We start from the raw sequence: 20343 nt of genomic DNA, 5'->3' as shown, positions 1-20343 counted from the left end.
CAACGATCTTTCAGCAGCCCTTCACCATCGCCCTACACTGCGGGAATGGACGAACGGCAGCTGCGGATCCTGCGGGAGCTCGGCGAGCTGGGCAGCGTCACCGCGGTCGCCGAGGCACTGCTGGTGACGCCGTCGGCGGTCTCCCAGCAGCTACGGCTGCTGCAGCGCACCCTGCCGGTGCCGCTGACCGAGCGGCAGGGCCGGCGCCTGGTGCTCACCGACGCGGGGCAGGCGCTCGCGGCCGCGGCCGTCGACGTGGAGACGGCGCTGGCGCGGGCCCGGCAGGCGGTGGAGGAGTTCGTGGGGCGGGCCGACGCGGAAGTGTCGGTGGCCGCGTTCCACAGCGCGGGCGCGGCCCTCTTCCCGCCGCTGCTGCGCGCCCTCGCCGCGCCGGGCCGGCCGCGGCTCGCGCTCGCCGACGAGGACGTGCCGCAGGAGGACTTCCCGCGGCTGACCCGCGTCTACGACCTCGTGCTCGCCCACCGCCTGGACCACGCCCCGCCCTGGCCGGCCACGGTCGCCGCGACCACGCTGCTGCGCGAACCGCTCGACGTGGCCCTGCCCGCCGGCCACCGGCTCGCGGCCAAGCGGCGGCTGAGCCCGCGGGACGTGGCGGGCGAGCCGTGGATCACCGTGCACGACGGCTTCCCGGTGCTGGCGGTCATCGACGCGATCGCCGCGGCGGCGGGCCGCCGGCCGCGGCTGGCGCACCGCATCAACGAGTTCGCGGTGGTCGCCGAAGTCGTCGCCGCCGGGGGCGGGATCGCGCTGATGCCCCGCTGGACCATGCGCCCGCACCCGCGGCTGGTCCTGCGGCCGCTCGGCGGGGTCCGGGCCCGCCGCCACATCGACGTCCTGTGCCGCCCGGAGCGCACGGCCCGCACGGCGGTCCGCACGGTCCTGACGGAACTGCGCCACGCGGCGCGGGCGATCAGCCGACGGGACGCCGAGGAGGAAGGCGCCGCAGAGGGGGCCGGGTGAGGTGAAGGGCCGGGACGAGGGCGCCGATCACGGGGGTGATGACCCGAGGGACGGCGGACGGGCCGATGCCGGCCGTCAGAACGGGTACCAGCGCACCGTCGTGTCGCCCTCGCGCAGTGAGTCCACCCGGCGCCGGAACTCCGCTCGTGCCTTGGGGTTGCTCGGGGCGTGCTGGGCGACCCAGGCGCAGCTGGCCGTCTCCCGTGCGCCGCGCAGGACCGCGCAGCCCTCCCACTCCCGCACGTCCCAGCCGTAGGCGGCGGTGAAGGCGTCGTACGCGTCGGCGGGCAGGCCGTAGCGGTCGCGGGAGAGGGCCATGACCACCAGGTCGTGCTCGCGCAGGTCGCTGGAGAACGTCTCCAGGTCGACCAGGACCGGGCCGTCGGGCCCGATGTGGACGTTGCGGGGCAGCGCGTCGCCGTGGATCGGGCCCGGCGGCAGATGCGGGGTGAGCGCGGCCGCCGCCGACGCGAAGCCGTCGCGGCGCTCGCGCAGGTAGGCGGCGTCGGCCGGGTCGATCGCGTCGGCCGCGAGGCGCAGCCAGCGCTCCACGCCGCCCAGCAGTTCGCGGGGCGGCAGCGCGACGGGGGGCGCGGGCAGGGCGTGCACGATCCGCAGGAGTGCCGCGAGGTCGCGGGGCTCGGCGGGCCGTACCGCGTCCGGCAGCCGGTGCCAGACGGTCACCGGGTGGCCGTCGGCCATGAGCGGTTCCGGCTCGGCGGCGCGGACCGCGGGCACGCCCGCCTCGGCCAGCCACCGTGCGATGTCGAGCTCGCGGCGCGCGCGGTCCAGCAGGTCCGCGTCGCGGCCGACCTTGACGACCAGGTCGCCGGCGGCGAACACCGCGTTCTCGCCCAGGGCGAGCAGCCGCGCTTCCCCTGCATCGGGCACGACCTTCGCCGCGGCCAGTACCTCCCGCGCCCGCGCCTCGTCCATCGTCCGCCTCCGTGTTCCGTTCCGAACCGTGTGCGCGCCAGTCTCGCATTCGCACAGGTCGGCCCTGGTGTGCGGTCCCTTGACGGCGGACGCCGCACCGCACGACCATGGCCATGCCAACCCAGACGTGTCCCAAGGGGATGATGCGGTGACGGCAGTGGCGGACGTGACGCGGCCGGCCCGGGCCGCCCGGCGCTCCCGCCCGCCCGGACGCGCCCTCGACCGCGGCGGATGGTTCCTCGTCCTGCCCGCGCTGCTGCCCGTCCTCGCGCTGAGCGTCGGCCCCCTGGTGTACGGCATCGCGCTGGCGTTCACCGACGCCCAGTCCGGCCGGGCCGCGCCCGTGCACTGGATCGGCTCCCTCAACTTCCGGGACCTGCTGCACGACACGCTGTTCTGGGAGTCGTTCCGCATCGGCCTGGTGTGGGCGGCCGGCGTGACCGTGCCGCAGTTCCTGCTCGCGCTCGGCCTCGCCCTGCTGCTGAACCAGGACTTACGGCTGCGCTGGCTCGCCCGCGCCCTCGCGATCGTCCCCTGGGCCATGCCGGAGGTCGTCGTCGGCATCATGTGGCGGCTCGTCTACAGCACCGACGCCGGCGTCCTCAACGAGACCCTGCGCGACCTCGGCCTCGGCGGCGGCCGCGACTGGCTCGGCTCCCTGTCCACCGCCCTGCCCGCGGTGATCGTCGTCGGCGTCTGGGCCGGCCTGCCGCAGACCACGGTCGCCCTGCTCGCCGGACTGCAGAACACCCCGCGCGACCTGCACGAGGCCGCCGCCCTGGACGGCGCCGGCGCCTGGCGCCGCTTCGGCGCGGTCACCTGGCCGGCGCTGCGGCCGATCGCCCTCGCCATCACGGCGCTCAACCTCATCTGGAACGTCAACGCCTTCGCCCTGGTCTACGTCCTCACCGGCGGCGGGCCCGGCGGCCGCACCCGGCTGCCCATGCTCTTCGCCTACGAGGAGGCCTTCCGCTACGGCCAGTTCGGCTACGCGGCGGCCATGGGCTGCGTCCTCGTCGCGGTGATCGCCGTATGCCTCGCGGTGTTCCTGGCAGGCCGGCTGCGAGGAGGCGAGGAGCGATGAGACCGCGCACCGGCGCCCGCGCCGGCCAGTACGCCGCCCTCCTCGCGTACCTCGCCTTCCTCGCCCTGCCCTTCCTGTGGCTGCTGTCCACCGCCTTCAAACCGCCGCGTGAGCTGGCCGCCCTGCACCCGACGTGGATCCCGCGCCACCCCACCCTCGCCAACTTCCGGCAGGCCTTCGACGAACAGCCGCTGCTGCGGGCCGCCGGGAACTCCCTGCTCATCGCCCTCGCCGCCGCGCTGATCGCCGTATGCCTGGCGACCCCGGCGGCCTATGTGCTGGCCCGGCGGCGCTCCCGGCTCGCCCGGGCGGCGAGCGGCTGGGTGGTGGTCAGCCAGGCGTTCCCGTTCGTGCTGCTGATCATCCCGCTCTTCCTGGTGCTGCGCGCTCTGCGGCTGGTCGACTCCCCGGCCGGGCTGGTCATGGTGTACGTCGTGTGGGCGCTGCCGTTCGCGCTGTGGCTGCTCACCGGGTACGTGCGGGCGGTGCCGGCCGAGCTGGAGGAGGCGGCGGCCGTGGACGGCGCCGGACGGCTGCGCACCCTGGTGTCGGTGACGGCGCCGCTGCTCGCGCCGGGGATCGCGGCGACGGCGCTGTTCGCGTTCGTCACCGCCTGGAACGAGTTCTTCTTCGCGCTGGTGCTGCTCAAGAGCCCCGAGAAACAGACCCTGCCGGTCGTGCTCACCCACTTCATCGGTGCGGAGGGCGTCGCCGACCTCGGGCCGCTGGCCGCCGCGTCGGTGCTCGCCACGATCCCGTCGCTGGTCTTCTTCGCCCTCGTCCAGCGGCGGATCGCGGGCGGCCTGCTCGCCGGGGCGGTGAGGGGGTGATGCGCACAGCGCCGGCACTCGGTGAGGGAGCGATGCGTACAGCACCTGCACTTCGGGCGCCGGGGCGCGTCCGGCTGCTGACCGCGCTCCTGCTGGTGCTCCTCGCCGCCTGCTCGCCCCAGGGCCGGGACGACGGACGGATCACCCTGCGCTTCCAGTCGCTGGCCTGGCAGGACGAGTCCGTGCGTGCCACCAAGGACCTGGTGCGCGAGTGGAACGCCACCCACCCGGACGTCGAGGTCGAGTACGTCCAGGGCAGTTGGGACAGCGTCCACGACCAGCTGCTGACCGCCTTCGAGGGCGGCGAGGCCCCCGACGTGCTCCACGACGCCGCCGACGACCTCGCCGACTTCGCGCACGGTGGCTACCTCGCCGACCTCACCTCGCTGCTCCCGCGGCGGCTGAGGGAGGACATCCCGCGGCACAGTTGGGCGACGACGACCTTCGGCGACGGCGTCTACGGCGTGCCGTTCCTCCAGGAGCCCCGCGTGCTCGTCGCCAACGCGACCTGGCTGCGCCGCGCCGGCGTCCGCATCCCCACCCCCGAACGCCCCTGGACCTGGCCGGAGTTCCGGCGGGTGACGCAGCGGCTGAGCGGGAACGGCCGGTACGGCGTGGCCTGGCCGCTGAAGGAGCCCGTGTCCGCGACGCTCAACCTGTCGCTGTCCGCGGGCGGCCGGCTCTTCCACCGGGGGCCGGACGGCAAGGTCACCGTCCGCTTCACCGCTGCCGACGCCGTGGTGCCGGCCACCGTCCGCGCCCAGCTCGCCACCGACCACAGCGCCCCGCGCTCCACGCTGGGCAGCGGCGGTTCCGACACCCTGCCCGGCTTCTTCGGCGGCCGGTACGCGATGGTGCCGCTCGGCTTCTCCTACCGGCAGCAGATCGCCCAGCAGGCCCCCGAGGGCTTCGCCTGGCAGGTGCTGCCCGCCCCGGCCGGCGCCGCGGGGCTCACCCAGGGCGTCAGCCCGCAGACCCTGTCGATCGCCCAGGACAGCCCGCACAAGAAGGAGGCCGCCGCGTTCCTCGACTTCCTGCTGCGCCCGGCGAACATGGTCCGGCTCGCGCTCGGTGACTGGATGCTGCCCACCGGCACCGAGGCGCTGAAGGACCCCGCGCTGCACACCGCGCGGGACGGCTGGGCGACCGGCACCGCCCTCGCCGAGCGGCTCACCTCCGCGCCCGCCCAGTCGGTGCGCGGCTACCCCGAGTGGAAGGACAAGGTGGCCACCCCCGCCTTCCAGGAGTACTACAGCGGCGCCATCGGCCTCAGCGAACTGCGCCGCCGCCTCGAACGGGACGGCAACCTGGTCCTCGCGCGCTACCAGCGCTGAGCCACTCCGGCGGGGAAAAACGCGTTGCCCGCCCGTCCCGCGCCGCCCTAACGTGACGTCCGTGGCAGCCTTCAACGCGATCTTCATCTCCGGTCACGGCCGGAGCTGCGCGCACTCCCGTCGAGTGCGGCGCGGCTCCGGAGCCCTGACCGGTGCCGGGAGCCGCACCCGCTGATCCCCAGCGGCCGCTTCGGCTGCCCCCTCTTCTGTCTTCCGGTCAGGGCCCTCGGCTGCCCTCTCCCCTTTTCCGGAAGACAAGGACCGCAGGCCATGGCCCGCCCCACGCGTGTCTCCCGCACGCTCTCGCAGAACTTCCTCGCCGACCGCGCCACCGCCGACCGCCTCGCCCGGCTCGCCGTGCCGCCCGGCCGCACCGCCCCGCTGCTCCTCGAAGTCGGCGCCGGCAAAGGCGCGTTGACGGCGGCGCTCGCGCCCCGCTGCACCCGGCTGCTCGCCTACGAGATCGATCCGCGGCTCGTCCCCGGGCTGCGCACCCGCTTCTCCGACGCCCCGCAGGTGCGGGTCGTCGCCGGGGACTTCCTGGCGGCACGGCCGCCGGGCACGCCGTTCTCCGTCGCCGGCAACGTGCCGTTCTCGCGCACCGCCGCCGTCGTCGACTGGTGCCTGCGCGCCCGCACGCTCACCGACGCCACGCTGCTCACCCAGCTGGAGTACGCCCGCAAACGCACCGGCGACTACGGCCGCTGGACGCTGCTCACCGTGCGCACCTGGCCGCGCTTCCAGTGGCGGCTGGTCGCCAGGATCGACCGCAGCCGGTTCACGCCCGTGCCCCGGGTCGACGCGGGCGTCCTGCGCCTCGAACGCCGCCGCACCCCGCTGCTGGGCCCGGCGGACGAGGCCCGCTGGCGGGATCTGGTCGCGCTCGGCTTCTCCGGCGTCGGCGGTTCGCTGCACGCCTCGCTGCGCCGCGCGTATCCGGCGCGAAGGGTGGACGCCGCGTTCCGCGCGGCGGGGCTCGATCCCCGGGCGCCGGTGGGGGAGGTGGCGCCGGACCACTGGCTGCGGCTGTACGCCGTGCTGCACGCCCCTCGATAATCGCGTAGACGATACGTACCGTCTCGCCATAGGGTGCTGGGCATGACCAGTCAGCCCCGTCGGGCCCACATCGCCATGTTCTCCATCGCCGCGCACGGCCATGTGAACCCCAGCCTCGAGGTGATCCGGGAGCTCGTCGCGCGCGGGCACCGGGTCACCTACGCCATCCCGCCGGTCTTCGCGGACAAGGTCGCGGAGACCGGCGCCGAACCCAAGCCGTGGAACTCCGTCCTGCCCTCGCCCGACGACGACCCGTCGGCGTGGGGCGAGACCCTGCTGGACAACGTCGAGCCGTTCCTCGACGACGCCGTGCAGGCCCTGCCGCAGATGGCCGAGGCCTACCGGGGCGACGAACCGGACCTCGTGCTGCACGACATCGCCTCCTACGCGGGCCGCGTCCTCGCCCACCGCTGGGGCGTCCCGGCGATCTCCCTGTCTCCCGCCCTCGTCGCCTGGGAGGGCTACTGGGAGGAGGTCGCCGAACCCCTGTGGGCCGAGCCGCGCAAGACCCCGCGCGGCCAGGCGTACTACGCCCGCTTCCGGGCCTGGCTGGAGGAGAACGGCATCACCGAGGACCCCGACTCCTTCACCGGCCGGCCCGCCCGCTCGCTGGTGCTGATCCCGAAGGCGCTGCAGCCGCACGCCGACCGGGTCGACGAGCGCGTCTACACCTTCGTCGGCGCCTGCCAGGGCGACCGCGCCGCCCAGGGGACCTGGCAGCGGCCCGCCGGCGCCGAGAAGGTGGTGCTGGTGTCGCTGGGCTCCGCCTTCACCAAGCAGCCCGCGTTCTACCGGGAGTGCGTGCGCGCCTTCGGCGAGCTGCCCGGCTGGCACACGGTGCTGCAGATCGGCAAGCACGTCGACCCCGCGGAGCTGGGCGACGTACCGGCGAGTGTGGAGGTCCGCGACTGGGTGCCGCAGATGGCGGTGCTGAAGCAGGCCGACCTGTTCGTCACCCACGCCGGCGCGGGCGGCAGCCAGGAGGGACTGGCCACGGGCACGCCGATGATCGCCGTACCGCAGGCGGCGGACCAGTTCGGCAACGCGGACGTGCTGCGGCAGCTCGGGGTGGCGCGGTGCCTGGCGACCGAGGAGGCGACCGCCGAGGCACTGCGCGAGGCCGCCCTCGCCCTGGTCGACGACGCGGAGGTGGCGCGCCGGCTGAAGGAGATCCGGTCCGACATGGCCCGAGAGGGCGGCACGCAGCGGGCGGCCGACCTCATCGAAGCCGCCCTGCCGCCCCGCTGAGCCGGTCCGGCCGGGCCGGGCCCGGGTTCTCGGGCAGACGCGAGGGGCCCGCCGGTCGTCTCCGGACCGGCGGGCCCCTCGCTTCGTCGACAGGCGGGGGGTCAGACCCGCAGGGGTTCCTCCTCGCCCCGTGCCGGCTCCGCCGCGATGGCCTCCGGCGCCTCGTCGTGGGTGAGGTCCGGGAGGCGGTGGAGCCACTTCGGCAGGTACCAGTTGCGCTCGCCCAGCAGCGCCATCACCGCCGGCAGCAGCACCCCGCGGATGACCGTGGCGTCGATGAGGACCGCGGCCGCCAGGCCCACGCCCATCTGCTTCATCGACTGCATCGACAGCGTGCCGAAGATCGCGAAGACGGCGACCATGATGACCGCGGCGCTGGTGACCACACCCGCCGTGGTGACCACACCGTGCGCGATGGCGTCCTTCGTCGACCGGCCGCGCAGCCGCGCCTCGCGGATCCGGGAGACCACGAACACGTGGTAGTCCATCGACAGGCCGAACAGGATCACGAACAGGAACAGCGGCAGCCAGGTGATGATCGCGCCGACGCCCTCCGCGCCGACCAGGGACGCCCCCCAGCCGTGCTGGAAGACCGCCACGAGGATGCCGTACGCGGCGCCCACCGACAGCAGGTTGAGCAGGATCGAGGTGATCGCGACGGTCAGCGAGCGGAACGACAGCAGCATCAGCACGAAGGCGAACACCACCACGAAGGCGAACACCGGCACCACCGAGCCGACCAGCTGGTCGTTGAAGTCGTGCGAGCCGGCGACCTGCCCGGTGATCGGCGCCTGGACGCCCGCGACCTTGCCCAGCGTCGCCGGGCGCACCTCGTCGCGCAGCTTCTCCAGGCTGGCGCCCGCCTTGTCCTGGTCGGAGCCGCCGACCAAGGGCACGTAGACGAAGGCGACGTTCTGCTTCTCGTGCACCTTGATGTCGACGGGGCCGCGCGAGGCGCCCGAGGAGATCGCCCGGTCCCGGAAGTCGGCGAGCGCCGCCTTCACCTCGGGGGCGTCGATGTCCTTGGCCCGCACGACCACCTCGGCCGGCTCCGAACCGCCCGGGAAGGCGTCGTTGACCCGGTTGTACGTCTGCACGATGGGCAGCGAGTCACCGAACTCCTGGTCCAGGGTGAGCTGCTGCGTCTTCATGCCGAGCGCGGGCGCGGCCACCGCGAGCAGCGCGCCGAGCGCGACGACCACGGACACCAGCGGCCGGGCCAGCACGCCCTTGAGGACGGCCGACCAGAACCGGCTCTCCCCGCCCGTCCTGCGGCGGCGACGGCCCAGGAACGGGATACGGCCCTTCTCCACCCGCTCACCCAGCAGCGACAGCAGCGCCGGCAGCACGGTCACCGAACCGACCATGGCGACGGCCACCACCATCAGCGAGGCCAGACCCATCCCCTCGAAGGTGGCGAGCCCGGTGAACAGCATGCCCGCCATCGCCACGCACACCGTCACCCCGGACACCACGATCGCCCGGCCGCTGGTCGCGGCGGCGATCCGCAGCGCGGTGCGCGCGTCCCGGCCCGCCGCCCGCTCCTCGCGCTCACGGCGCAGGTAGAACAGGCAGTAGTCGACACCGACCGCCATACCGACCAGCAGCATCACGGAGTTGGCGGTGTCGCTCATCGGCTGCACATGGCTGACCAGGCCCATCAGGCCCATCGTCGCCATGATCGCGGTGATCGCCAGCGCGACCGGCAGCAGCGCCGCCACCAGCGCGCCGAAGGCGATGAGCAGGATGCCGAGGGCCACCGGCACCGCGGAGTACTCGGCCTTCTTGAAGTCGTCCCCGAACGCGTCCTTGAACGTCTTCATCATGCTCGCGCCGCCGATCTCCTCGATCCGCAGCGTTCCGGCGTGCTCCTTCTGCACCCCCTCGACGGCCTTCAGCACCGGCTCCACCCGGTCGCCCGCGGTGTCCGCGTCGCCGCGCATGTCGAACTGCACCAGCGCGCTGCGCCCGTCCTTCGAGATCGTCCTCGTGGTGTACGGCGACGTCACGTCCGTGACCGCGCCGGTGCCGTCGACCGCCTTGACGACGGCGTCCACCGCGGACCTGAACTCCGCGTCGGTCGCCGTCAGCCGGCCGTCCCTCGCCTGGATCAGGACCGTCTCGCTCGCGGGCTCGTCGATCCCGGCGTCCTTGATGATCTGCGCCGCGGTGTGCGTCTCGCCCTTGAGCTGGTCGCTCTCGTCGACGTCGACCCGGCCCGCCGCGGACCCCAGCCCCATGGCCAGGACGACGAACAGCACCCAGATGCCGACCGCCGCCCAGCGGTGCCGGGCGCTCCAGCCGCCGGCCCGGGCCGCGAGCCCCCGCACCCGCGCTTGTGAACTCCCCATGACGGGCTTGCCCCCCTCGTGCGCGGCGACGGCCCCCTGCCGCCACCTTCCGCTTCGACGGTAGGGGCGGGATAAAGCCGTCTCGTCGTGCTGCCCGGTGAGCTGCGCCCGCCGCCTCTCCTCCCCTCGGGCCCCCGCCGCCTCCCCACAGGGGCGGAGGGTGCCCCCTACATCTGTCCGCCGGGCTGGGGGCCGGGGCTCAGGGTGCGGGGCGCGGAGCAGCGCAGTGCCGCAGGTGATCGCGCGTGTCCGGATCTGCCCTCAGGGATCCGCTTTGTGATTACGAAAGGTTGTTGAACAAGTCACAGCTGCGTGCAGGTGTTGATCTCCACCCGCCTCATCGGCCAGAGTTTCGCGCAATCCCTTCCGGGACCACGGCCGCCGTGCCCGCCCCCACGGGGCACGACGGCCGCTCTATGGTGGGCGGATGACGACGTATGCGGCACTGCTGCGCGGAATCAACGTCGGCGGGAGCAAGAAGCTGCCGATGGCCGACCTGCGCACCCTGATGACCGGCCTCGGCCTGGACGACGTACGCACCTATCTGCAGAGCGGCCAGGCCGTGTTCTCCTCGGAGCACGGCGACGAGGAATCCCTCGCCGCGGACCTCACGGCGGCGATCGAGCAGCGGTTCGGCTTCCCGGTCGGCGTCATCGTGCGCGACCACGCCTATCTGAAGGCGATCGCCGAGGCCTGTCCCTTCCCGGCGGCCGACCTCGAGCCCAAGCAGCTGCACGTCACGTACTTCTCCGCGCAGGCCGGCCCCGAGCGGTACGCGGAGATCGACCCGGCCGCCTACGCCCCGGAGGAGTTCCGCCTCGGCGACCGCGCCCTCTATCTGTACGCCCCGGACGGCCTCGGCCGGTCCAAGCTCGCCGAGGCCCTGTCCCGCCCGCGCGTGACCAAGGGCCTGATCGCCACGACCCGCAACTGGAACACCGTGGTCAAGCTCGTGGAGATGACCCAGGGCTGAGCCGGCACCGGCCCGTCCCCTCGGTGCCGAGTGGCCCACGCAACCGGCCGGGAAATGGCCCGTTCCAGCGGGCCGCCCGGCCGGTAGCGTCACCGTCATGACCAGCGCCACGCCCACCCGCGTCGACTGCTACTTCGACCCCGCCTGCCCCTTCGCCTGGATCACCTCCCGCTGGCTGCTGGAGGTCGAACGGCACCGCCCGCTCGACCTCCGCTTCCATGTGATGAGCCTCTACCTGCACAACACCGGCAACGAACTGCCCGACTGGTACCGGGAACTGGTCGACAAGTCGATCGGCCCGGTCCGGGTCGCGGTGGCCGCCGCCGAACGGCACGGCGAGAAGATCCTGCGCGACCTGTACACCGCCTTCGGCACCCGCATCCACGAGCGCGGGCAGGAGGACTTCGACGCGGTGATCGCCGAGTCCCTCGCCGAACTCGGCCTGCCCGCCGACCTCGCCGCCGCCGCCCACGACCCCGCCCACGACGACGCCGTACGCGCGAGCCACCTCGCCGGCGCCGAACCGGAGACCGGCGCGTACGTGGGGACCCCGACGCTGCACGTCGACGGGACGGTGTGGTTCGGCCCGGTCCTGCGGGCCGTCCCGCGCGGCGCGCGGGCGGCCGAACTCTTCGACAGCTTCCGGGTCCTGGCCACGGACCCGGACCTGTTCGAACTCAAGCGGACCCGCACCGGCGGACTGTCCTTCGACTGAACCGGGACACCACCGGGCGCGGAACCGGGTCACGGGCGCGGAACCGGGAGACCGGGCCCTGCACCGGCCACCACGCGAGGTCACCCGACGCCGAGCACGTCGAGCATCGCCCGGGTCGCCGGGCTCGGGTTGAAGCGGCTCCACGCCAGATACTCGACCCGGCGCGGCCCGTCCGTCACCGGCACCAGCACCAGCCCGGGATCGGCCGCGGCCAGCGGGCGGATGAACGCCGACGGAAGCAGCGCCACGCCCAGACCCCGCCCGATCAGCCCGGTGATCAGCTCCACCACACCGGCCTCGTACGCCACGTCGCGGACCAGACCGGCGGCGGCGAACGCCTGGTCCGACTGGGCCCGGGCGGGCGTGCCGCCGATGAAGTCGACGAACGTCTCCTCGGCGATGTCGGCCAGCGCGACCCGGGCGGCGCCCGCGAGCCGGTGCCCGGCCGGCACCACCAGCACATGCTCGTCGTGGGCGAGGGCCACCGTCTCCACCCCACCGGGCCGTTGGTCCTCGGGCATGCCCAGGAAGGCGATGTCCAGGTCGCCGTCGCGGATCGCCGCCGCCAGGTCGTCGCTGCGGCCCGCGCGGAGGGTGACCCGCACCTCGGGGTGCCGGGCCCGGTAGCGCTGCAGCAGCTCCGGCACGTCCACGGCCGCCGTCGTCACGATCACCCCCACGGCGAGCCGGCCCCGCACCACCCCCGTCGCGGCGGCCGCGTCGGCCACCGCGCGCTCGGCGGCGGCCAGGGACTCGCGGGCGGCGGCGACGAACGCGGCCCCGGCAGAGGTGAGTTCGACGCGACGACTGGTGCGCGCGAACAGCTTGACGCCCAACTCCCGTTCCAGCGCGGCGATCCGGTGACTGAGCGAGGACTGCACCACGAAGCAGCGCTCGGCGGCGCGGGTGAAGTTGCGGGTGTCGGCGACGGCGACGACGTAGCGCATCTGCTGGAGATCCACCCATCCATGGTCACGGTGCATGGCTGGCATGGCAACCATGTGTTGGACTCATGGGCAGGGTGCTGCCGACACTCTTCCCATGCCTTCCTCCTCCGCGCGGCAGGCGGCGACCGTCGCCCTCACCGCGCTCGCTCCCGCCGCGTGGGGCACGACGTACGCCGTCACCACGCAACTCCTGCCGCCCGGCCATCCGCTGTTCGCGGGGCTGATGCGGGCCCTGCCCGCCGGGCTCGTCGGTGTCGCCCTCACCCGCCGGCTGCCGCACGGCGCGTGGTGGTGGAAGACCGCCGTCCTCGGCGTGCTCAACATCGGCGCCCTGTTCCCGCTGCTGTTCGTCGCGGCCGAACGGCTCCCCGGCGGTGTCGCCGCGACCCTCAGCGCCACCCAGCCGCTGCTGGTCGCCGCCCTCGCCATCGCCGTACTGCACGACCGGCCGACGGCCTGGCGGTGGACCTGGGGCGTGCTCGGCGTCGTGGGCGTCGCCCTCGTCGTCCTCGGACCGCAGGCCCGGCTGGACGCCGTGGGGGTGCTCGCGGGCCTCGGCGGTACGGCCGGCATGGCCGCCGGTGTCGTCCTCACCAAGCGCTGGGGGCGCCCCGCCGGGGTGGGCCCGCTCACCCTGGCCGGCTGGCAGCTCTTTGCCGGCGGACTGCTGCTGCTCCCGCTGACCTTCGCGGTCGAAGGGGCGCCGCCGCACATCGACGCACCCGCGGCATCCGGCTACCTGTGGCTGGGCAGCATGGGCGGGCTCATCGCCTACACGCTGTGGTTCCGCGGGATCGGCCGGCTCCCGGTCGGCGCGTCCGCCCCGCTCGTCCTGCTCTCCCCGCTGGTCGCGGCGGTCGTCGGCATCACGCTCGGGGAGTCGCTGACCTGGCCGCAGACCGCCGGCTTCGTCCTCGCCCTGGCCGCCATGCTCGCGGCCCAACTCGACATCAGGAGACGACCTTCGATGACGACACGCAAGACGACCACCCTGACGATCGCCGTGCTCGGCGCCACCGGGATGGTCGGCAGCCGGGTGATCGCCGAGGCCCGCTCACGCGGCCACCGGGTGCTCGCCCTCTCCCGCAAGCCCGTGAACGAGGAGCCGCACGTCACCCCGGTCCCCGTGGACGCGGCCGACCCGTCCGCCCTGCGCGAGGCCCTGACCGGCGCCGACGCCGTCGTCGTGACCGTCCGCACCTTCCCGGCCGACGCGGCCTTCCTCACCACCACGACCCGCACGGTGCTGGACGCCGCCGCCGAGCGTGGCATACGCGTCCTGGTGGTCGGCGGCGCGGGCGCCCTGCGCAGCCCCGGGGACGACGGCCTGCTCGTCGCCGACAACCCGGCCTACGTCCCCGACGAGTACCGAGCGGTGGCGGCGGCCGGAGTGGCCCAACTGGCCGCCTGCCGCGAGCACGAGAGCGCGGACTGGGTCTACCTGAGCCCCCCGGCCCGACTGGAACCCGGCCCCCGCACCGGCCACTACCGCCGGGGCACCGACACCCTGCTCACCGCCCCCGACGGCACGTCACGGATCAGCGCGGAAGACCTGGCCGTGGCGATACTCGACGAACTGGAGAACGGGGGCACAGACCGTCATGTCACTGTCGCCGACGGTGTCTGAAGCGCCCTGAAGGGGCGTGGGGCCCTGCTGGTGTGCGGCTCCGCCGCGCGGGCGCGAGCGGCCCGGCCTGCGCGGCGGCCGCAGAACAACAGGAACCCGGCAGACGCAGTGGTCAGGCCCCGAGCGCCGCAGGCAGCGGCACCAGAGCAGCCTCATACCGCTCCACCAGCACCCGCGCCACCTCCGGCGCCGCCCCCAGCACATCTCCCAGGACATCCGCGTCCGCGGCCTCCGCGCCCCGCGCGATCCGGTCCGGCAGGAACCCGGGGGCCAGCACGTACGGCGCGACCGCGACCTTGGCACAGCCCCGCGCCCGCAGCTCGCGCACCGCCTCGTCCGTCCGGGGAAGGGATGCGGAGGCGAACGCAGGCCGCACGGCGCACCAACCGGTGTGCCGCCACTCCCGCGCGATTGCTGCGATCACTGCGATCGCCTCCGGGTCGGTGGACCCCGCCGAGGCCAGCACGACCCCGGTCGAGGACTTGTCGGCGGGGGTGAGCCCCGCCTCGTACAGCCGCCGTTCCAGCGCCGACAGCAGCAGCGGCGAGGGACCCAGCACGTCCGCCTGCCGGATGCGCAGGCCGCGCGGGGCCTCCCGGAGCACCGCCGGGATGTCCGCCTTGGCGTGGAAGGCGCGCGTCAGCAGCAGCGGCAGGGCGACGACGTCCCGGACGCCCTGAGCCGCCAGGGACTCCAGCACCCCCTGCACGGAGGGGATGTTGAAGTCCAGGAACCCGGTCTCCACGCGCAGGCCGGGCCGCAGCGAGCGCACCCGCTCCACGAGGGCGTGCACGGTCGCGGCGTGCCGCGGGTCGCGGCTGCCGTGGGCGATGACGAGGAGGACCGGGGTGTGGGACATGGGAATCAGCTCTTCACCAGCAGGCCGCGGCTGCGCAGGACCCACCGCTCCAGCGGGCTGAAGATCAGCAGGTCGATCGCGATGCCGACGAACAGGATCAGGATGATCGCCTCGAACACCATGGACATGGAGCTGGCGTTGCGGCCGTTCTCCAGCAGCGCGCCCAGGCCGATGCCGAGGTCGGGGGAGGAGGCGATGATCTCGGCGGCCATCAGCGACCGCCACGAGAACGCCCAGCCCTGCTTCAGGCCGGCGAGGTAGCCGGGCAGCGCGGCCGGCATGACGATGTGCCAGGCGCCCTTCAGGCCGGTCGCGCCCATCGTGCGGCCGGCCCGCAGGAACAGCGGCGGCACCTGGTCGATGCCGGACACCAGGCCGTTGGCGATGGAGGGGACCGCGCCGAGCAGGATCACCGCGTACATCATCGAGTTGTCCAGGCCCAGCCAGATCACCGCCGGCGGCACCCACGCCACGCTCGGCAGGGACTGCAGCCCGGACAGGATCGGGCCGATCGCCGCCCGCACGAACTTCACCCGGGCCACGATCAGCCCCAGCGGGGTGCCGATGGCGAGCGCGAAGAGGAAGCCGAGCAGACCGCGCGAGATGGACGTCCAGATGAAGCCGAGCAGGGTGCCCTGCAGCCAGGCGTCCTTGAACTCGGCGCCGACCTGGGCCGGCGTGGGCAGCTTCGTCGGGTCGTCGACGACCTTCAGCGAGACCAGGGCCTGCCAGACCACCAGGACCACCGCGACCGCGACGATCGGCGGCAGGATCTTCTTCACGAAGGTCTCGCGGAAGGGCGGCCGGCCGGTCGCCGAGGACTCCAGGGCGTCCAGACCCGCCTCCAGGCCGCCGAGCCCGCCGGCCCGGCCGGCACCGTCGGTGCTGTCGGCGGATGCCCTCACCCGGCCGTCCGCCGTCGTGTCGGTCGTGTCAGTGCTGGCCATGGCGGCGGATCTCCCCACGCAGTACTTCGGTGATCTCCAGGGACAGTTCGGCCACGGGCGCGTCCTCGATGCGCCGCGGCTGCGGGATGCCCACCCGCCACTCGCGCGCGATGCGGCCCGGCCGGGAGGACAGCAGCACCACACGCTCGGCGAGCCGGACCGCCTCACGCACGTTGTGCGTGACGAACAGCACCGACACCCCCGTCTCCTGCCAGATCCGGGTCAGCTCGTCGTGCAGGACGTCGCGGGTGATGGCGTCCAGGGCCGCGAACGGCTCGTCCATCAGCAGCAGCCGGCTGTCCTGCGCGAGCGCGCGGGCCATCGCCACGCGCTGGCGCATACCGCCGGACAGCTCGTGCACCCGCTTGCCGTACGAGCCGTTGAGCCGGACCAGTTCGAGCAGCTCCTCGGCGCGGCCGCGGCGCTCGCTCTTGGGTACGCCCCGCAGCTTCAGGGCGAGTTCGATGTTCTTGCCCGCGGTCAGCCACGGGAACAGGGCGTGCTCCTGGAACATCAGAGCCGGACGCCCGTCGGTCGTGATACCGCCGGCGGTGGGCCGCTCCAGGCCCGCCACCAGGTTCAGCAAGGTCGACTTGCCGCAGCCCGAGGCCCCCAGGAGGGTGACGAACTCGCCCGGGGCGACATCGAGGCTGATGTCGTCCAGCACGAGCTGCTGCCCGGCGGGCCCGGCGAAGGACTTCGACACGTGCTCGATCCGAGCGGCGTACTCGACTGCCTGGACGCCTTCGGCCTTCACGGTAGCGGTGGCCATGGTCGTCACCTCCTGGGAACTCTCGGTCGGTGGGGCTTACTTGGCGCCGAGTCCGGCGTCGGCGACTGCGGGCTTGCCCTCGGCCTTCAGCACCTTGTTCAGGAGGGTGAGGTCGTAGATGCCGTCCAGCTTGGGCTGCTTGAGCAGACCGGCCTTGACCGCGTGCTGGGCCTCGGTGCCGAGGGTCGCGGCCAGCGGGTCGTCGGTGAACCGGATGGACTGCCACGCCGGGTCGAGGACCTTGGCCGGCAGCGCCTTGCCCGAGTCGGCCTTCAGCTGCGCGTTCGCCGCGGCCTTCGCCTCCTGCGGGTTGGCGTTGATCCACTGGTTCGCCTGGATCGAGGCCTTCAGCACCGCCTCGACCGCGTTCGGGTGCGCCGCCAGGAACTTCTGCGACACGATCACGTTGGTGATCACGAACTTCTTGTCCGGCCACAGGTCGGACTCGTCCAGCAGCACCTTGGCGCCCTCGGCGACCAGCTTGGACGCGGTCGGCTCCGGCACCCACGCGCCGTCGATCGACCCCGACTTGTAGGCGTCCGGGGTGACCTTGTTGTCGGTGCGGACCACCGAGACGTCACCCTTGCCGCTCTGCGCGTCGACCTTCCAGCCCTGCTCGGCGATCCAGTTCAGGAACGCCACGTCCTGCGTGTTGCCCAGCTGCGGGGTCGCGATCTTCTTGCCCTTGACGTCCTGGACGGACTTGATCTTCGCCGGGTTCACGACGAGCTTGACGCCGCCGGACGCCGAACCGGCGACGATCCGCAGGCTCTTGCCGTCGGACTTGGTGTAGCCGTTGATCGCCGGGGACGGGCCGATCCAGCCGATGTCGATCGAGCCCGAGTTCAGCGCCTCGATCTCGGACGGGCCGGCGTTGAAGACCTGGTACTTGGCCTCGGTGGCGCCCAGTTCCTTCTGGAAGAAGCCCTTGTTGACCCCGACCAGCGCGGTCGCGTGGGTCAGGTTGCCGAAGTAGCCGATCTTGACGGAGTCCAGTCCGTCGACCTTCTTGGCGCCCGCGGCCACCTTCTGGGCGGCGGGCTTGTCCTCGGTCTTCGACCCGTAGCCGCAGGCGGCGAGGGTGAGCAGGGGAAGAGCGGTCGCGACGGCGATGCCGCGGCGGAGCAGGGTGGAACGGGTGGCAGGCACGGGAGGGTGTCCTCTCGGAGGCCCGGCGGTCACGGTCTTCTAGGTCGTGGCCGGGAAGTCGGCAAAGGGTTTTCGTCTCTTCCGGGACGGCGGGTGGGGGGACGGGGCGCGCAGGCAGTGCGCGTACGTCACAGCGCACATCGGGCCACCCCGCCCTGTCCGCTGCCGAGGGCGCCGCTGCCGACGCGGCCGCCCTCCTTCGCGAACGTCCCGTAGTAGTCGTAGGAGTTCATGGGTCAGAAGTCCCAGCCGTCGTCGTCGGTCTCGTCCTTGACCGGCTCGGGCGCGGCGAACGACTCGCCGACCATGCCCGCGGTGAGCGTGGTGCCGTCGTTCGGGTCGATCAGGATGAACGAGCCCGTGCGGCGCGAGTCGGCGTAGGAGTCGACCGGCAGCGGCTCGGCGGTGCGGATCTTCACCCGGCCGATGTCGTTGGCGGCGAGCCGGCCGGGGTGCGGGTGCAGGGACAGGTCGTCCAGCGTGAGCCGGGACGGGATGTCCTTCACGATCGCCTTGACCGTGCGGGTGCCGTGCTTGAGCAGCACCCGGTGGCCCACCGTCAGCGGCTGGTCGGCCACGTGGCAGACGGTCGCCTCGATGTCCTGCGTGGTCGGCGGGGCGTCCTTGCTGGGCACGATCAGGTCGCCGCGGGAGATGTCGATGTCGTCCTCCAGCAGGAGGGTCACCGACTGCGGCGTCCAGGCCACGTCGACGGACTCGCCGAGGAGGTCGATGCCGGCGATCTTCGTGGCCCGCCCGGACGGCAGCACGGTCACCGACTCGCCGACCCGGAAGGTGCCGGCGGCGATCTGGCCCGCGTAGCCGCGGTAGTCGGGGTGCTCGGCGGTCTGCGGCCGGATCACGACCTGCACGGGCAGCCGCGCGTGGCAGTGCCTGAGGTCGTGGGCGACCGGGACGGTCTCCAGGTGCTCCAGCACGGTCGGGCCGCCGTACCAGTCCATGGTCGCGGACGGCTCCACGACGTTGTCGCCCTCGAGCGCCGAGATCGGGATCGCGGTCACCTCGGGCACGCCCAGCTCGGTGGCGTACGCGGTGAACTCCTCGGCGATCGCCGCGAAGACCTTCTCCTCGTAACCGACCAGGTCCATCTTGTTCACGGCGAGCACGACGTGCGGCACCCGCAGCAGCGCCGCGATGGCCGCGTGCCGGCGGGTCTGCTCGACGACGCCGTTGCGGGCGTCGACGAGGATGACCGTCAGCTCGGCGGTGGAGGCGCCGGTGACCATGTTCCGCGTGTACTGCACATGACCCGGGGTGTCGGCCAGGATGAACCGGCGCCGCGGGGTGGCGAAGTAGCGGTAGGCCACGTCGATGGTGATGCCCTGCTCGCGCTCGGCGCGCAGGCCGTCGGTGAGCAGCGCGAGGTCCGGGCCCTCCTGGCCGCGGCTCGCGGAGGCCCGCTCCACGGCCTCCAGCTGGTCGGCGAGGACCGACTTGGAGTCGTGCAGCAGCCGGCCCACCAGGGTGGACTTGCCGTCGTCGACGGAACCGGCGGTGGCGAACCGCAGCAGGGTGGTGGCCGAGAGTTCCTCGGTCGTGGTCGTGCTCATCTTTAGAAGTACCCCTCGCGCTTGCGGTCTTCCATCGCCGCCTCGGACAGCTTGTCGTCGGCCCGGGTGGCGCCCCGCTCGGTGAGCCGGGAGGCGGCGATCTCGGCGATCACCTTCTCGATCGTGTCGGCGTCGGAGTCGACGGCGCCGGTGCAGGACATGTCGCCGACCGTGCGGTAGCGCACCAGGCGCTTCTCCACGGTCTCGCCGTCCTTGGGGCCGCCCCACTCGCCGGCGGTCAGCCACATGCCGGAGCGCTGGAACACCTCGCGCTCGTGCGCGTAGTAGATCTCGGGCAGCTCGATGCCCTCGCGGGCGATGTACTGCCACACGTCCAGCTCGGTCCAGTTGGACAGCGGGAAGACGCGCACGTGCTCGCCCGGCGCGTGCCGGCCGTTGTACAGGTTCCACAGCTCGGGGCGCTGGCGGCGCGGGTCCCACTGGGAGAACTCGTCGCGCAGCGAGAACACCCGCTCCTTGGCGCGGGCCTTCTCCTCGTCGCGGCGGCCGCCGCCGAAGACCGCGTCGAACCGCTCCGCCTGGATCTTCTCCGTCAGCGGCAGCGTCTGCAGCGGGTTGCGGGTGCCGTCCGGGCGCTCCTTGAGCACCCCCCGGTCGATGTAGTCCTGCACGGACGCCACGTGCAGCCGCAGCCCGTGCCGGGCCACCGTGCGGTCGCGGTACTCGAGGACCTCGGGGAAGTTGTGCCCGGTGTCCACGTGCAGCAGCGAGAACGGCACCGGCGCCGGCGTGAACGCCTTCAGCGCCAGGTGCAGCATGACGATCGAGTCCTTGCCGCCGGAGAAGAGGATCACCGGGTTCTCGAACTCGCCCGCGACCTCGCGGAAGATGTGCACGGCCTCGGACTCGAGGGCGTCCAGGTGCGAGAGGGCGTACGGGGTGTCCGTGCCCTCCTGGGCGGTGGTGGCGACGGTCGTCACGCTGCATCCCTTTCGTTCGCTT

18 protein-coding genes and 1 pseudogene are annotated in these 20343 nt (G+C 73.2%); 10 read left to right on the top strand and 9 right to left on the bottom strand.

Annotated features, from left to right (window positions below; translation table 11 throughout):
- Positions 1-45 precede the first annotated feature (45 nt).
- Positions 46-981, top strand: a complete 936-nt coding sequence (locus tag ACF1AL_RS16090) for a LysR family transcriptional regulator (RefSeq protein WP_391826209.1) — start codon at positions 46-48, stop codon at positions 979-981.
- A 75-nt stretch (positions 982-1056) separates the two neighbouring features.
- Here the strand turns inward: ACF1AL_RS16090 and ACF1AL_RS16085 are convergent, their stop codons facing one another.
- On the bottom strand, positions 1057-1917 hold the full coding sequence (locus tag ACF1AL_RS16085) for a phosphotransferase enzyme family protein (RefSeq protein ID WP_391826207.1): 861 nt from the start codon (positions 1915-1917) through the stop codon (positions 1057-1059).
- 148 nt (positions 1918-2065) lie between these two features.
- Here ACF1AL_RS16085 and ACF1AL_RS16080 point away from each other — a divergent pair, with 148 nt between their 5' ends.
- The 5 genes from ACF1AL_RS16080 to mgt all read left to right on the top strand — a co-directional run bounded on the left by ACF1AL_RS16080 (position 2066) and on the right by mgt (position 7469).
- A complete protein-coding gene (locus tag ACF1AL_RS16080) occupies positions 2066-3001 on the top strand; it encodes a carbohydrate ABC transporter permease (protein WP_386418951.1) in 936 nt (311 codons plus the stop codon).
- Positions 2998-3831 (top strand): carbohydrate ABC transporter permease, encoded by an 834-nt coding sequence (locus ACF1AL_RS16075; protein WP_391826205.1) that lies wholly within the window; start codon positions 2998-3000, stop codon positions 3829-3831. The genes ACF1AL_RS16080 and ACF1AL_RS16075 overlap by 4 nt, the downstream gene beginning before the upstream one ends.
- Before the next feature lie 32 nt (positions 3832-3863).
- A complete protein-coding gene (locus tag ACF1AL_RS16070) occupies positions 3864-5165 on the top strand; it encodes an ABC transporter substrate-binding protein (RefSeq protein WP_391826203.1) in 1302 nt (433 codons plus the stop codon).
- Positions 5166-5435: 270 nt separating this feature from the next.
- A complete protein-coding gene (erm, locus tag ACF1AL_RS16065; protein ID WP_391826201.1) occupies positions 5436-6221 on the top strand; it encodes an ErmE/ErmH/ErmO/ErmR family 23S rRNA (adenine(2058)-N(6))-methyltransferase in 786 nt (261 codons plus the stop codon).
- 42 nt (positions 6222-6263) lie between these two features.
- Positions 6264-7469 (top strand): macrolide-inactivating glycosyltransferase, encoded by a 1206-nt coding sequence (gene mgt, locus ACF1AL_RS16060; RefSeq protein ID WP_391826199.1) that lies wholly within the window; start codon positions 6264-6266, stop codon positions 7467-7469.
- 101 nt (positions 7470-7570) lie between these two features.
- Here the strand turns inward: mgt and ACF1AL_RS16055 are convergent, their stop codons facing one another.
- The gene (locus ACF1AL_RS16055; RefSeq protein WP_391779561.1) at positions 7571-9820 is read right to left on the bottom strand and encodes an MMPL family transporter; all 2250 of its coding nucleotides are present in this window, start codon (positions 9818-9820) and stop codon (positions 7571-7573) included.
- Positions 9821-10247: 427 nt separating this feature from the next.
- On the opposite strand from ACF1AL_RS16055, the gene ACF1AL_RS16050 reads away from it, so the two are divergent.
- Both ACF1AL_RS16050 and ACF1AL_RS16045 read left to right on the top strand, forming a co-directional pair.
- Positions 10248-10793 (top strand): DUF1697 domain-containing protein, encoded by a 546-nt coding sequence (locus ACF1AL_RS16050; protein ID WP_391820939.1) that lies wholly within the window; start codon positions 10248-10250, stop codon positions 10791-10793.
- Positions 10794-10890: 97 nt separating this feature from the next.
- Positions 10891-11508 (top strand): DsbA family protein, encoded by a 618-nt coding sequence (locus ACF1AL_RS16045; RefSeq protein ID WP_366837607.1) that lies wholly within the window; start codon positions 10891-10893, stop codon positions 11506-11508.
- 80 nt (positions 11509-11588) lie between these two features.
- Here ACF1AL_RS16045 and ACF1AL_RS16040 read toward each other — a convergent pair whose 3' ends face one another.
- Positions 11589-12470 carry a LysR family transcriptional regulator gene (locus tag ACF1AL_RS16040; protein ID WP_384208324.1) on the bottom strand — a complete coding sequence of 294 codons (882 nt, stop codon included), beginning with the start codon at positions 12468-12470 and terminating at the stop codon, positions 11589-11591.
- Positions 12471-12549: 79 nt separating this feature from the next.
- On the opposite strand from ACF1AL_RS16040, the pseudogene ACF1AL_RS16035 reads away from it, so the two are divergent.
- Together ACF1AL_RS16035 and ACF1AL_RS16030 are read left to right on the top strand one after the other, a co-directional pair.
- Positions 12550-13413, top strand: a pseudogene (locus ACF1AL_RS16035) (EamA family transporter); the annotation flags it as partial.
- Positions 13414-13422: 9 nt separating this feature from the next.
- Entirely contained in the window at positions 13423-14082 is a 660-nt protein-coding gene (locus ACF1AL_RS16030; protein ID WP_391826398.1) for an NAD(P)-dependent oxidoreductase, read from the top strand.
- A gap of 112 nt (positions 14083-14194) precedes the next feature.
- Here ACF1AL_RS16030 and ACF1AL_RS16025 read toward each other — a convergent pair whose 3' ends face one another.
- The 6 genes from ACF1AL_RS16025 to cysD form a co-directional block, all read right to left on the bottom strand.
- Positions 14195-14941, bottom strand: a complete 747-nt coding sequence (locus ACF1AL_RS16025) for a sirohydrochlorin chelatase (RefSeq protein ID WP_391820937.1) — start codon at positions 14939-14941, stop codon at positions 14195-14197.
- Between the two features lie 5 nt (positions 14942-14946).
- Complete coding sequence (locus ACF1AL_RS16020) at positions 14947-15888, bottom strand: ABC transporter permease (protein ID WP_391657952.1); 942 nt, start codon at positions 15886-15888, stop codon at positions 14947-14949.
- A complete protein-coding gene (locus ACF1AL_RS16015; protein WP_366837603.1) occupies positions 15875-16660 on the bottom strand; it encodes an ABC transporter ATP-binding protein in 786 nt (261 codons plus the stop codon). Before ACF1AL_RS16015 ends, ACF1AL_RS16020 begins: the two co-directional genes overlap by 14 nt.
- Before the next feature lie 36 nt (positions 16661-16696).
- Entirely contained in the window at positions 16697-17809 is a 1113-nt protein-coding gene (locus ACF1AL_RS16010; protein WP_391820936.1) for an aliphatic sulfonate ABC transporter substrate-binding protein, read from the bottom strand.
- Positions 17810-18045: 236 nt separating this feature from the next.
- A complete protein-coding gene (locus tag ACF1AL_RS16005) occupies positions 18046-19380 on the bottom strand; it encodes a GTP-binding protein (protein ID WP_366837601.1) in 1335 nt (444 codons plus the stop codon).
- Positions 19381-19382: 2 nt separating this feature from the next.
- Positions 19383-20321: a sulfate adenylyltransferase subunit CysD gene (gene cysD, locus ACF1AL_RS16000; protein WP_366837600.1), complete on the bottom strand. Its 939-nt coding sequence runs from the start codon at positions 20319-20321 to the stop codon at positions 19383-19385.
- Positions 20322-20343: the final 22 nt, after the last annotated feature.

Source organism: Streptomyces sp. NPDC014801, from assembly GCF_043082085.1.
Lineage (GTDB): Bacteria > Actinomycetota > Actinomycetes > Streptomycetales > Streptomycetaceae > Streptomyces.
This window is presented reverse-complemented; position numbering and strand designations above follow the sequence as displayed.